A 12,997-nucleotide genomic window follows, 5' to 3' on the forward strand; every position below is an offset into this window, starting at 1 on the left:
GAGCCAAGCCGCAGCCGGCCGCTCCGGCGCCGGCGCGCCCGGCGCTCGACATGGAGGCCGAGCTCGAAATGGCGCTGGGGCTGAAGCCCGCGCCAGCCCGGCCGGCCGCCGCCGAGGCGCCGCTGGTCGCCCCGCCGGTCTTCGCGCCGCCGAAACCCCCGGCGACCGAGCCCGTCAAGGCGGAAGACAGGAAGCCCGCCCCGGCGAAGGAGCAGGCGCCGCCGGCTCCCGCCGCGGATCAAGCCAGGCCCGCCAAGTTCGCGCCCGTCTTCGACGACATGCTCGACGAGGCGCCGAAGGCGGCCAACACCGATGCGCCGGAGGCGCCGGCAGCCCGGAGCGACGGCAAGCCGGCGGAAGCCAAACCCGTCGAGGCTCGTCGCGCCGAAGCCGAACCTGCCGCCGAAGCCGAGCCCGCCCTCGACGCGAAGCCGGCCGAAACCAAGCCGGCCGAGGCCAAGCCCGCGGAGCCGAAGCCTGCCGCCAAGCCGCCGGAGGACGACCCGTTCTCGGTCGACGCGATCGAGGCGGAGTTCGCGCGCCTGCTCGGGCGCGACCCCAAGCCGAAGGGCTGAGCCGGTCGCCCGGTGAAAAGGCGCCGGGGATAGCGCCGCAAACCCTCTTCGCCCGCCGGCGGGCCTTGCTCTAGCGTTCTGCCAGCCCGCGCCTTGATTCGGGCGGGGACGGATGATGGGCAGGCGGAGACCAACCGGATCGGAATTGCGATTGCGTCGGCTGGCGGGGCTCGCCGCGGGGCTCGGCGTGCTCGGAGCCGCCGCCGCGGTCCAGGCCCAGACGCTCTCGCTCGATCTCGGCCAGGGCGGCGTCACCGAGCGGGCGCTGCAACTCATCGCGGCGATCACGGTGCTGTCGCTGGCGCCGTCGATCCTGATCATGGTGACCTCGTTCACCCGCATCGCGGTGGTGCTGTCGCTGCTGCGCTCGGCGATCGGAACGCAGACCGCGCCACCCAATGCGGTCATCGTCGGGCTCTCGCTGTTCCTGACCGGATTCGTGATGGCGCCGACGCTGAAGGAGGCCTATCGCGTCGCCGGAGCGCCCCTGATCGCCGGGCAGATGCAGCCGCAGGAGGCGTTCGAGCGCGGCATCGTGCCGTTCCGCGACTTCATGCTGAGGCATGTGCGCGAGAAGGATCTCGCCCTGTTCATGGAGATGTCGCGCGAGCCGAGGCCGGAGCGGCCGCAGGACATCCAGATCCAGGTGCTGGTGCCGGCTTTCATGATCTCGGAGCTGAGGCGCGCCTTCGAGATCGGGTTCCTGCTGTTCGTGCCGTTCCTGATCATCGACCTGGTGGTCGCTTCGATCCTGATGTCGGTCGGCATGATGATGCTGCCGCCGGTGACCGTGGCGCTGCCGTTCAAGCTGATCTTCTTCGTCCTGGTCGACGGCTGGGGCCTGGTCGCGGGCTCGCTGGTCAAGAGCTATGGCAGTTGAAGCGTGATTCCCACGTCGTTCCGGGCGCTGCGCGGGGGCAAGCCCGAGGCCGATGCACATTGACGCTGGTCCAGCGCGTCATGCTCGCCCTTGTGGCGAGCCTCAGCCCTGGCCCGGCTTCGGGCCGGCATTGGCCGCATCGGTCGCGCCCGGCTTGCGGCGTTCGCGCACCGTGCTGGAATAGGCCGGGTAGCGCTTGCGGTATTCCTTGAGGAAGTCGGTCATGGTGTCGGATCCGGCGGCCGAGCGCGCGGCCTCGCGGATGTCGGCGGCGCTGGCGCGGCTCGCGCCGGTGACGAAGCCGAACAGCCGGGCATCGGCACCCTGGGCCATCTTGGCGGCGAACTTGGTGCGCAGGCGGTCGAGCGAGAGCGCCTCGTCCGACATGACATAGGCGATCGCGGCGCGCATTACGTCGCCGCGCTCGCCGTCGCCGAGCGGCGTCTGGCCGCGCCAGCTCTCGCCGAGGATGCGTTCGAGCGCCTCGCCCGCCTCGCGCCAGCGCCGGCCGCTCCACAGGATGTCGGCATGGAGCCGGTCGACCTCCGGCCCGCTCTCGCCTTCCAGCAGATCGAGCGCCTGATCGGTGCGCGAGAGATCGGACAGGGCCTTGGCCTCGAGCAGGAGGCGGGCGCGCTTGACGTCGCCGGGCAGTTCGGCGAGGCGGGTCGAGACGATCGCCTGCAGGGCCTCCGCCGGCTGCCCGTTCATCAGCCGGATCATCGCCAGCCGCGCCGCGACGGTGGAGCGCGCGGCGCCGGTCAGGCGCCGGTCCATCTGATATTGCAGGATCTCGCTGGCCTGGTCGAGCAGGTCGAGCTCGACCAGCCGGTCGGCGAGCAGGCGCGTGATCTCGTCGCCGCGCCGGCCGATCGGCAGGAATTCCTTGAAGTCGTAGAACAGGGCCAGGGCGTCGAACCGGGGCAGCTGCTCGAGATTGGGGTCGCTGAACAGAGCCTCGAAGCGCTGGGCGGTCTCGTCGTGCATCAGCCGCGTCGCGGGATGCTCCGGGAAGACCTCGTTGGCGCGCCGCGCGGTCTGGAAGGCGTCACGCCAGCGCTGCTGCTCGACGTAGAGGCGGCCGAGCTCGGCCAGAGCCTCGATCTCGATCTCGCCGCCACGCCAGATCGCTGAGACCGTCTCGAGCCGCGCGATGGCCTCGTCGGCCGGCAGGTCGGCCCGCTTCTCGGCGCGGGCGAGCTTGACGGCGCGCAGCTGCGCCTCGGCCGCGACCGGCCGGCTCTTGGCGTCGAAGAGCGGGCGGTAATCCGCCAGCGCGGCGTCCGGCCGGCCGCTGACGTCGTCGAGCCTGGCGCGCAGCAGCGCGAGCTCCTCGGCATTCACCAGCTCGTCCGGCATCTCGCCGAGGCGGGCGATCTGCTTCTCCGCCACGGTCGGTTCGCCCATGGCGAGCGCCGCCCGCGCCATCGCCGGACGGAACTCGGCCTGGAGGTCGGCCGGGTAGCGGTCGAGGATCGCTTCCGCCCGCCGGAAGCCGGCCAGCGCCTGGGCGTTGCGGCCGAGGCGGTGCTCGGAGAGGGCGCGCCAGAGCCCGATCTCGGCCTCGTCGCGGATCGGGGCGGCATCGAAGGCCTTGAGCGCCTCGGTGCTGCGGTTCATTCGGGTCGCGATCACGCCGCGCAGGAAGAGCGCGTCGCGATTGCCGCGCATGGCGGCGTCGTCGGCCAGCAGCGCGTTGAGCGGCCCGGCGGCCTCCGCCGCCATGCCGTTGACGGTGAGGAAACGCGCCAGCCGCAGCCGGGCCTCGGATTTGCGGGCGCGCGACGCGCTGGCGACGTCGCGCAGCAGGGCCGCGGCCTGGTCGCGAATGTCGCCCACATGCAGGGCGGTCCAGCTCGCGCTGTCGAGCAGCGGGGCCGCCGGGGGAGCCTTCTGCTCCGTCTCACTCGGCGTGCCGGCGTCGAGGCTGACGAGCAGGCCGTTGCCGCGGCTGATCACCACTTGCTCGGTGTCGGCACGGACGGCCAGGTCGTCCGCGACGGCGCTGACGACGACACCATGGGCGCTCTGCGGCAGGCCGAACTCGACGAAGCGATAGGGTTTGGAGACCGCCCGCGTCGGGCCGAGCGCGGTCGCGACCGCGAGCGCGGGGCCACCTTCGCCATTGTCGAGCCAGTGCACGCCGGTCAGGCCCGGCACCGGCACGGCGACGATGGTCTGGCCGCGCTCGTCCGCGTCGCGGCGCGGGCTGAAGGCTCCGGCCGGCTTGCCACCGTTGTCGCCGAAGCTCAGGGACCATTGCGGCCCGTCGTCGGACAACCGCACGATCTGCTGGCGGCGCGTCTTCAGCCTGACGACGGTGACCTTGGCCTCGCGCGTCACGGTCACGTCCTGGATCAGGGCCGGGAGGACGTCCTTCAGCTTGTCGGGCTCGAGCCGGTCGCGCGTATCGAAGACGAGCGTGACGCGCCCGGGTTCGGCGAAGGCGGCGGCGCCCGTCGGGCGCGAGAAGCGGAAATCGATGCGGCCGTCGCCGCCATCGGCGGTGGCGGCGATCTGGATGTCCTGCGGCGGTGCGTCGGCGGCGATCGCCGCGACCGGCTTGGGCTGGGCCTGCGGCGCCTCCGCCTTCGGGGCGGCGGGCGAGGGCTGCGCGACCGGCTTCTGCTCCGCCGGCTTCTGCTCCGCCGGCTTGCCGTCGCCCGGCGGGGCGGCCTGCAGGTCGGCGAGGGAGAGCGGCATGGCGGCGCCCGGGTGCGAGAGGTCGACGATCCAGCCGCCTTCGTCGCGGAAGCTGCGGAGCTGGCGGTCCTTCGGCACGGTGAAGACGAGCTGCGTCGCATCCGGCCGGATCGTCGCCTGCTCGAGCGTGAAGTCGGCCGGCAGCAGGCTGCGGATCTGCGACGGCGTCACCGCCAGAGCCTGGTCGAAGCTCAGTGTCAGCCTGCCGTCGTCGAGCACGGGCGTCAGCATGGCTTCCGGCGGGGCGGAGAACATCAGCCGGTCGAGCGTCGGCAGGCGGGCGCTGCGGAAGCCGAGGGGCTTCGGCACCGGCGCCGGCATGCGGGCGATCTCGCGGGCGCGCGCCTCGGCGAGGCGCAGGCGCTGCGTCAGCTCGGCGAGGACGTCCGGCGGCAGGCCGGGCAGCTGGCCGGTCCAGTTTTCGGGCAGGAGGTCGACGAAGGCGCGGTCGCCCGCCTCGAGCAGGTTGGCGCGATAGGGGCGCGCGAGCGCGAGACGCAGGCCGCGCTGGTCGGGATCGACCCGCACCACCGAGACATAATTGGGAAGCTCGGCGGCGAGCCGGCTCGGATCGAGCTGCACCGGCTGGCTGAAGCCGATCACGACGACGCCGTTGGCGACGCGCACCCGCGTCGTCACCGGCTCGTCGAAGGTGAAGGCGAGGCGCCCGAAGCCGGCGCGCATGGCTTCGCCGCGCAAGGTCGCGGTGGCGGCGGCGGCCGGCGCGGAAAGGCCGGCAGCGAGGCTCAGCGCCGCCAGGCCGATGCCGAAGCTCAGGGACCGCAGGATACGCAAGACCGCAACTCAACCCGACGCGATTGGCGAAAGCGGCGAGGCGCCGCTCCGACTCGCGGGGAGGCTAGCCCGCCAAGGATAACGGGCGGTTAAGGGGCCCTTCGTGCGCGGCGGCTCGCCGCCGCCATGCGCGAGGGGAGCGCCGCGGCGGCAATAACCCGTCTGTCGCCTGCAAGCGCACAGCGCGACCGGCTCGGCCGCCAGAACCCGAGGGCCCGTCATGAGTGACATCATCATCGATGCGAATACGCTGAGGCATATCGGGCGCGGCAATCGCAGCGCGGCCGAGGCCCTGAGGAAGATGCTGGCGTCCGGCCGCAAGGTCTATATCGCGACGGCGGCCTACAACGAGGTCGTCCACGGCATCGATCCGCCGCTGAACCAGCAGTACCGCCAGTTGCTGGAGGATCTGGATATCCGGGTGCCGCCCGCTTCGCGGCGGGCGGATATGATCAAGCCGAGAGGCGACGTCTACGCCGACAATATCCAGATCGCCGCCGACCCGCCCAGGAACGCGCCCGGAGCGATGACCGAATACGGCGGGAGAAGGGATCCGGTGACCGGCCTGAAGAGCCGGCCCGGCGACGTGTTCGTCGCAGCCGAAGCGAAGGCGCTCGATGCCGAGCTCTTCACCCTCGACGACGCGCTGGCGCGGCGGGCCAGGGCCCAGGGCGTCAGGATCGCCCCGGAATCATCGATCCCGGCCTCTCCCGGGCCGGAAGACGTGATGGTCGCCCGCCAGCTGCTGCGCGACGCGGCCCCGGCGGCGCGCCTGCTTTCGCTCAACGGCCTGAAAGCGAGCCTGCTCGCTGCGAAAGCGGCGTTCAAGACCGGGCTGATAGATGCGTTCGCGGCTCCCAGCCTCGCCTCGCTCATTCCCGACGTCGTGCTGGCGATCGCAGACAAGGTCGCCGTGCGGGACGCGATCCGGCGCATCCAGACGAAATTCATCAAGGAAGGCTTCGCGAAGGGTGTGGCCGCCGGCGTGATGGGCTGGACCGAGGAGGAGGTCAAATCGAACCTGCTGAACCGGGTCTCGCATTTCCGCGTCCGCGGGCTGGGCGACGCCGCAGGCACCCTCAAGCTGCCGTACATCCTCCAGGTCGCGGAGGTCTATGAGAACTACGCGGTGAACATCGGCTTCCTGTACAGTTCGTCGAAGTCCCTGGAATGGAAAAAAGCCATCCGGGACAAAGGTTTCGAGACGCTCAGGAAGCGCGGCTACCGGTTCGAGGGCGGGGAGGCCATGCTGTTCGAGTTCGATTTCGTCGACAAGCTCGCCTTCGTCATCCACCACGAGACCGACGCGATGGTGGCGCGTGCGATCCGGTACCGCTGAGATCGGCGTCCCGGAGCGCGCTGTCGCCGCCCGCCCTGTCCGGGCGGAGCGGATGGCGAGGTCGTCGTCAGCGCCGCGGCGCAGGCTCGATCGCCGGCAGCTCGCTGCCCGCCGGTGCCGGAGCCGGGGCGCGCTCGCCCTGGGTGGCGGCCGGCCGGCCGCGCAGGGAGAGGGCGACGGTCAACCGCTCCGCCGCCTCCGGCGACATGACGGCGAGGACCTCCGACATCTTGCGGGGGCTCATCTTCTGGACGACCGGGACCAGGATGTCGAGCGCGAGGCGGTCGAAGACGCGGGCGGCGTCCTTGGGCTTCATCGCCTCGTACATGATGACCAGGTTCTTGACCGCCTGGTTCTCCTCGCCCTCCTGCTTGCGCGGGCCCTCGACCTTCTCTTCCAGCGCCTTGAGGTCGTCGACGCGGCCGCCGAGCTTCTTCTCGGCCGAGTCGAGCAGCTTCTCGCGCATGTCGAGCTCGCGCATGCGCGCCTCGATCTCCTCGCGGCGCTGGCCGAGGCGCTCGAGCAGGGCCTTCTCGGCCGGCGACACCGGCTGCGCGGTGCCGTTCATCAGGCCAGCCTTGTTGTTCGGAGCTGCGTCGCGCTTGGCCTGTTCCTCGGGCGGGAGTTTCTGCGCCGGCGGATCGATTGTCCCGGTGGTCTCCGGGTCCATGAAGACGTCGGGCTGATGGGCCTTGGCGATGATCTTGGCGAGGCCCCAGACCTCCTTCTCCGGCTTCGCGGTGAACACCGGGGGGCTGGCAGGGATCTTGCCCGGAGCGGGTTCCGCCACCCAGCCGAGCAGCTTCAGCGCCAGGAGTCCCATGGCGCCGAGGATGACGGCCGGAATGAGGCGGGGAGACTGGATCACGCGGCCTGACCTTCCAGCCTGCGGGCGGCGCGGGCGCGGATCGCGGCGGCCGCGTCGGCGGCGCCGGCCATGCGCGAGACGGCCGGCTTCTCGGGCGCGGGCTCGGCCTTCGGAGCCACCATGCTGGCGGCGCCGACGATCTGGCCGATGCGCTCCATCACACTCTGGCCGGCCTCGATCTGCTGGGCGAGGTCGGCGGCGTAGCGCTCGGCGGTGCGCAGGCGCTCCGCCAGGGTGCGGTCGCAATCGCCCAGGGTCAGTTTCAGGCCGGCGATGGCGCGCTCGGCCGTGTCGGTGGCCGAGATCAGGGCGCCGATGGTCTGGCGCATCGCGCTTTCGTCCGCCTTCAGCCGCTCGATGCGTTTGGCGAGCACGAAGCTGGTGACGATGGTGGCGACCAGCAGGCAGGCGACCAGCACGTCCGCGATCAGGTTGATGGTCATGCGGAGGTCTCCCTGCTCAGGACGCCGGATTGAGATGGCTGGTGTCGAAGGCCGCCATGGTCGTCTTCGAGCGCCGCAGCGGGCTGACGACCTGGACGGCGATCTTGTCGTCGACGCGTCCGATCCGGCCCTCGCTGACGATGAAGTCGCCGCAGCGCAGCGAGGCGACCGAGTCGGGGCGGGCGTCGAACATCAGCGTGTCGCCGATCTCGAGCTTCATCACCCGCTTCAGCGGCATGGTGCATTCGTGCAGGACGCATCTGACCGGGACGTCCGCCTGCCAGACCTCGGTGGCGAGGTGGTTTTCCCAGATCGGGTCACGCCCGAGCTTCTCGCCCATGAAGCTCTCGAGCAGCAATTCGCGGATCGGCTCGATGGTCGCATAGGGCAGGAGCAGGTGGAGCGAGCCGCCGCGGCCCTCCATGTCGAAGCGCAGCTCGACCCGGATGGCGGCGTTGGCGGGGCGCGAGATCGAGACGAAGCGCGGGTTGGACTCGATCCGGTCGATCTTGAAGTTCACCGGCGAGAGCGGCCGGAAGGCGGCCTCGGCATCGCCGAGCACGACGCCGATGACGCGGCGCAGCAGGCTCATCTCGATCGAGGTGAAGGGGCGACCGTCGACGCGGGACGCCGCCTGGCCGCGCTTGCCGCCGAGCATGGTGTCGAGCACGGAGTAGGTGAGGGCGGACTCGATGGTGACGAGGCCGAAGTTGTCCCATTCCTCTGCCCTGAACACGGCGAGCATCGCCGGCAGCGAGATCGAGTTGATGTAGTCGCCGAAGCGCACCGATCGGATGCCCTCCAGCGTCACCTCGACATTGTCGCTGAACAGGTTGCGCAGGCTGGTCGACAGCAGCCGGACCAGACGCTCGAAGATGATCTCGAGCATCGGCAGGCGTTCATAGGTGACCGAACCCGAATCGACGATCGCCTGGATGCCGTTGCGGCCGCCCCGGCCGTCATCCCCGATGGAGAAGCCGAGCATGGTATCGATCTCGTCCTGAGTCATCAGGCGGTCGATATTGGCCTCGGTCTCGCTGCTCTCGTCGACGATGTCGGGCATGGCCGCCCATTCGGCGGCCATGCCCTCCGGCGTCAGCGGGGCCTTGTCCTTGTCCGGCGCTTCGAGATCGTTGCTGGCCATGGCGGTCTGCTCTGGACGGGGTGGGCGGCCGCTATTGCAGCAGCAGTTCCTTGAAGAGGACGGCGTCGACCTTGGCCGGGTAGACGGTGACGTTCACCCGGCGCAGCAGCTCCTCCTTGAGCCGGTACATGCCGGCGGAGCCCTCGAGATCGGACGGGCGGAGCTCGCGCATGAAGACCTGGAAGGCGTCCTCGACGCGCGGCAGCAGCGGCTTGACCTGATCGGAGGTCTTCGGGTCGGCGATCTCGAGGACGACCTTGATCTTGACGATCGGCTGGCGGTCCTGCTGCGGGCCGGCCGAGATGCCGATCATCATGTCCTTCATCTCGACGAAGGTGATCTGCTTCTTGGCCGCCGCGGCCGCCGCCTCGGCGCTCATCTCCTCGGCGGGCTTCTTCTTGATGAAGAAGAACCAGCCGCCGCCGAGCATGGCGACGAGCGCCACGGCGCCGCCGATCATGACGAGCTTCTTCTTGCCGGACTTCGGCGCCTCCTCGGCGCCGCCCTCGGCGGCTTCGTCGTCCTTGTTCGCCTTCTTGGCCATCTCGACTCGCCCACCCGGAGCGGGCGCCGTCCGGGCCCGCCTCTCTCCGCCGACCCTGCCCAATTACGGTTAACGGCCCGTTAAGCCGGGCAATTCTTGCCCAGTCGTTTCTGCCGGGCGGACGAGTCCGACCCGGCGGCGGACAAGGGGTGATCTGGCGGGATATCGAGCGATATCAAACACATATCGCGATTAACCATGTTGGCATGTCGCTTGCCACCCGATTGTCGTGGCCACCGCGCTGGGGAGCGTCGGGGCGGTCACGGGACAGATCGGGAGCAGGAGCCGTGGAAAACGCGCTTCTCGTCAGCCTGTCGCGCCAGATGGCTCTGGCGCGCGAGCTCGACGTCATCGCCAACAACGTCGCCAATGTCGGCACGAACGGCTTCAAGGCGCGCTCGGCGCGCTTCGCCGAATACATGTCGCCGACGGCGCGCGCCGACACCTTCCCGACGCAGGACCGCCGGCTCTCCTACGTCATCGACAAGGGCACGCCGATCGACCTGTCGCAGGGCATGATCGAGCGCACGGGCAACCCGCTCGACGTCGCGCTGCAGGGCGACAACTACCTCGTCGTCCAGACCCCGCAGGGCGAGCGCTACACCCGCGCCGGTTCCCTCGAGATCAACGGCCGCGGCCAGCTGGCGACGCAGGCGGGCCACGCCGTGCTGGGCGATGGCGGGCCGATCGTCTTCGGCTCGACCGAGAGCAACCTGCGCATCGCCACCGACGGCACGGTGTCCTCCGACCAGGGCCAGCGCGGCAAGCTGCGCATCGTGCGCTTCGACAATCCCGCCGCTCTCGCCAGTGACGGCAGCAACCTGTTCTCCTCGGCCACCGCGGCCCAGCCCGCCGGCCCGCAGGCGCGGCTGGAGACCGGGGCGGTCGAGCGCTCCAACGTCAAGGCCGTGGTCGAGATGACCCGGCTGGTCGAGGTCCAGCGCGCCTATCAGACGCTGTCGGCGATGATGGGCCGGACCGATGAACTGCGCGCCAAGGCGATCTCCCGCCTGGCCGATCAGCAAGCCTGACGCGGCAAGGAGCCCTAAGCCATGCGCGCCCTCTACACCGCCGCCACCGGCATGATGGCCCAGGAACTCAACGTCCAGGTCATCTCCAACAATATCGCGAACGTGCGCACCACCGGCTACAAGCGCCAGCGCATCCATTTCCAGGACCTGCTCTACGAGCATGTCCGCCGGGCCGGCACGCAGACCTCCGACCAGAACACGCAGCTTCCCGCCGGCACCTTCGTCGGCTCGGGCGTCAAGACCTCGTCGACCGGGCGGGTTATGAGCCAGGGCAACCTGACGCCGACCGAGAAGCAGTACGACGTCGCGATCCGTGGCGAGGGCTTCTTCCGCATCCAGCTGCCGGACGGTCGCACCGCCTATTCGCGCGACGGCTCCTTCGACCTCGACAGCCAGGGCCGCCTGGTCACCCGCGACGGCTATGTCGTCCAGCCGGGCATCACCGTCCCGAACAACGCGACCGGCGTCTCGATCAATGCGCAGGGCACGGTCGAGGTGAGCCTGCCGGGCCAGACCGCGCCGCAGCAGCTCGGCCAGATCCAGCTCACCCGCTTCATCAACAAGGTCGGGCTCGAATCGATCGGCGACAACCTGTTCATCGAGACCGCCGGCTCCGGCCCGGCGATCGACGGGCTCGGCGGCGAGGAAGGCTTCGGCACGCTGCAGCAGAACTATCTCGAAGAAGGCAACGTCCAGGCCGTCACCGAGCTCTCCGCCCTGATCGCGGCCCAGCGCGCCTACGAGATGAACTCCAAGGTGATCTCGGCCGCCGACCAGATGATGCAGTCCACCACGCAGATCATGCGCTGACGAAGGATGAGCCAGATGATCCGCTCCGTTCTCCTCATCGCAGCCATCACCGCGCTTCCCGCCATGGCGCCGGCGCAGACGGCGGCTCCGGCCGGCGAGCGCGCCTCCGCGGCGGTGCCGGCCGCCGCCAAGCTCAGGCTGAAATCCGACCTCATCCTGGCGCGCGACATCGTCAGCTTCGGCGACCTGATCGCCGGGCTGTCGCCGCAGGACGGGGCGCTGCCGGCCTTTCGGGCGCCGGCGCTCGGCGAGACCGGCACCATCCAGGTCGGCCGCATCGTCGACGCGGCAGTGAAGCAGGGCATCCTGCGCGACGCACTGGAGCTCGACAGCCAGGGCGTCGCCCAGGTGGTGGTGACCCGGGCGGCGCGCCGGATCACCGGGCTCGACGTCGAGGCGGCGGTGAAGTCGGCCCTGCTCGAGCGCTTCGGCTTCGACGGACGCGCCTTCGCCCTGCTGCTCGACGGCGGCGCGCCCTCAGTCGTGGTCGAGCCGGAGCTGACCGGCGACCTCACCGCGCTCGATCTGAACTATGATGCGCGCAGCCGCCGCGTCACCGGCCGGCTGACCATGCCGGGCAGCGCCGCGACGCGGCTGAAGCCGGTGCGCGTTTCCGGACAGCTGGTCGAGACCGCCGAGGTCGTGGTGCCGCTGCGCACGATCGCCCGCGGCGAGACGCTGAACGCCGGCGACGTCACCCTCGAGCGCCGCCCGCGCGATACGCAGTTCAACGACGCGCTCGGCGAGACGAAGGCGGCGATCGGCAAGGTCGCCAAGCGCATGCTCGTCGCGGGCTCGGTGCTGCGCAGCGGCGACGTCCAGCGCGAGGAGGTCGTCGGACGCGGCGAGATCGTCACCATCGTCTACGAGGCACGCGGCGTCGCGATCAGCATGCGCGGCCGCGCCAACGAGGCCGGCGCGATCGGCGACGTCATCTCGATCACCAACCCCCAGTCGAAGCGCGTGCTGCAGGGAACCGTCACCGGTCCCGGGCGCGTCAATGTCAGCCCGCAGGGCGGCGGCCTGATCGCCGCCGCCCGCTGACCCCACCCGATCGCTCCAGTTGCGGACCGTAGCCATGACCCGGACCAACCCTCTCGCCATCCCCGCGACCCTCGGCCTCTGCCTGCTCCTGGGCGCCTGCGGCGCCGCCGATCGGCTCGCCAATGTCGGCCAGGCGCCGGCGCTGTCGCCGATCGAGGACCCGACCGCGGTCAAGGGCTACAAGCCGGTGCAGATGCCGATGCCGGCGGTGGAGCATGCCTCCTTCGCGCCCAACTCGCTCTGGCGCACCGGCTCGCGCGCCTTCTTCAAGGACCAGCGCGCGCGCCTCGTCGGCGATCTCGTCACCGTCAAGGTCAAGGTCACCGACCGGGCCCAGCTCGACAACACCACCAAGCGCAGCCGCAAGAACGGCGAGGATTTCGGTGCCGAGAACTTCTTCGGAACCGAGAGCAAGTGGAAGAAGAACGCCGATCCCAGCGCGCTGCTGAAGCTGGATTCGGATTCCTCCAGCGAGGGCTCCGGCTCGGTCCGCCGGGCCGAGCAGCTCGCCACCAATGTCGCGGCCGTCGTCACCCAAACCCTGCCGAACGGCAATCTCGTCATCGAGGGCAAGCAGGAGATCAGGGTCAATTTCGAGGTGCGCGAACTGATCGTCGCCGGCGTGATCCGGCCGGAGGACATCGAATCCGACAATACGATCGAGTCGACCAAGATCGCCCAGGCCCGCATCGCCTATGGCGGCCGCGGCCAGATCACCGATGTCCAGCAGCCGCGCTACGGCCAGCAGGTGATGGATATCCTGCTGCCCTTCTGACCGGCCCTTCCCGGACTCCCGGCGCGACGGCGACGCTCCCCACGTT

At 70.3% G+C, this 12,997-nt stretch carries 11 protein-coding genes and 1 pseudogene; 7 read left to right on the forward strand and 5 right to left on the reverse strand.

The genetic code is table 11. The annotated features are described in order from the left end of the window. Both CS1GBM4_RS00010 and fliP read left to right on the forward strand, forming a co-directional pair. Nucleotides 1-575 (forward strand): annotated as a pseudogene (locus CS1GBM4_RS00010) (hypothetical protein); the annotation flags it as partial. Between the two features lie 115 nt (nt 576-690). Further along, nucleotides 691-1,455 (forward strand): flagellar type III secretion system pore protein FliP, encoded by a 765-nt coding sequence (gene fliP / locus CS1GBM4_RS00015; RefSeq protein WP_280177668.1) that lies wholly within the window; start codon nt 691-693, stop codon nt 1,453-1,455. 102 nt (nt 1,456-1,557) lie between these two features. On the opposite strand, the gene CS1GBM4_RS00020 is transcribed toward fliP, so the two are convergent. Beyond that, complete coding sequence (locus CS1GBM4_RS00020; protein ID WP_186416635.1) at nt 1,558-4,953, reverse strand: hypothetical protein; 3,396 nt, start codon at nt 4,951-4,953, stop codon at nt 1,558-1,560. Between the two features lie 220 nt (nt 4,954-5,173). On the opposite strand from CS1GBM4_RS00020, the gene CS1GBM4_RS00025 reads away from it, so the two are divergent. After that, entirely contained in the window at nt 5,174-6,292 is a 1,119-nt protein-coding gene (locus CS1GBM4_RS00025; RefSeq protein ID WP_186416636.1) for a hypothetical protein, read from the forward strand. 67 nt (nt 6,293-6,359) lie between these two features. Here CS1GBM4_RS00025 and CS1GBM4_RS00030 read toward each other — a convergent pair whose 3' ends face one another. The 4 genes from CS1GBM4_RS00030 to fliL are packed head-to-tail and all read right to left on the reverse strand — an operon-like array spanning nt 6,360 to nt 9,291. Beyond that, on the reverse strand, nt 6,360-7,160 hold the full coding sequence (locus tag CS1GBM4_RS00030) for a hypothetical protein (RefSeq protein WP_244606982.1): 801 nt from the start codon (nt 7,158-7,160) through the stop codon (nt 6,360-6,362). Next, a complete protein-coding gene (locus tag CS1GBM4_RS00035) occupies nt 7,157-7,603 on the reverse strand; it encodes a DUF6468 domain-containing protein (RefSeq protein ID WP_186416637.1) in 447 nt (148 codons plus the stop codon). Before CS1GBM4_RS00035 ends, CS1GBM4_RS00030 begins: the two co-directional genes overlap by 4 nt. Before the next feature lie 16 nt (nt 7,604-7,619). After that, nucleotides 7,620-8,747, reverse strand: a complete 1,128-nt coding sequence (gene fliM, locus CS1GBM4_RS00040) for a flagellar motor switch protein FliM (RefSeq protein WP_186416638.1) — start codon at nt 8,745-8,747, stop codon at nt 7,620-7,622. Nucleotides 8,748-8,778: 31 nt separating this feature from the next. Continuing rightward, entirely contained in the window at nt 8,779-9,291 is a 513-nt protein-coding gene (fliL, locus tag CS1GBM4_RS00045; protein WP_186416639.1) for a flagellar basal body-associated protein FliL, read from the reverse strand. 287 nt (nt 9,292-9,578) lie between these two features. Here fliL and flgF point away from each other — a divergent pair, with 287 nt between their 5' ends. From flgF to flgH, 4 genes are read left to right on the forward strand one after another with little or no spacing between them, the layout of a single operon-like run. Continuing rightward, a complete protein-coding gene (gene flgF / locus CS1GBM4_RS00050) occupies nt 9,579-10,322 on the forward strand; it encodes a flagellar basal-body rod protein FlgF (protein ID WP_186416640.1) in 744 nt (247 codons plus the stop codon). Nucleotides 10,323-10,343: 21 nt separating this feature from the next. Beyond that, entirely contained in the window at nt 10,344-11,132 is a 789-nt protein-coding gene (flgG, locus tag CS1GBM4_RS00055) for a flagellar basal-body rod protein FlgG (RefSeq protein WP_186416641.1), read from the forward strand. Between the two features lie 15 nt (nt 11,133-11,147). Next, nucleotides 11,148-12,176, forward strand: coding sequence for a flagellar basal body P-ring formation chaperone FlgA (flgA, locus tag CS1GBM4_RS00060; RefSeq protein ID WP_186416642.1), 1,029 nt, complete (start codon nt 11,148-11,150; stop codon nt 12,174-12,176). A 34-nt stretch (nt 12,177-12,210) separates the two neighbouring features. Further along, complete coding sequence (gene flgH, locus CS1GBM4_RS00065; protein WP_186416643.1) at nt 12,211-12,951, forward strand: flagellar basal body L-ring protein FlgH; 741 nt, start codon at nt 12,211-12,213, stop codon at nt 12,949-12,951. Nucleotides 12,952-12,997 lie beyond the last annotated feature (46 nt).

Origin of the sequence: Allobosea sp. CS1GBMeth4, assembly GCF_900185715.1 — a bacterium.
GTDB lineage: Bacteria > Pseudomonadota > Alphaproteobacteria > Rhizobiales > Beijerinckiaceae > Allobosea.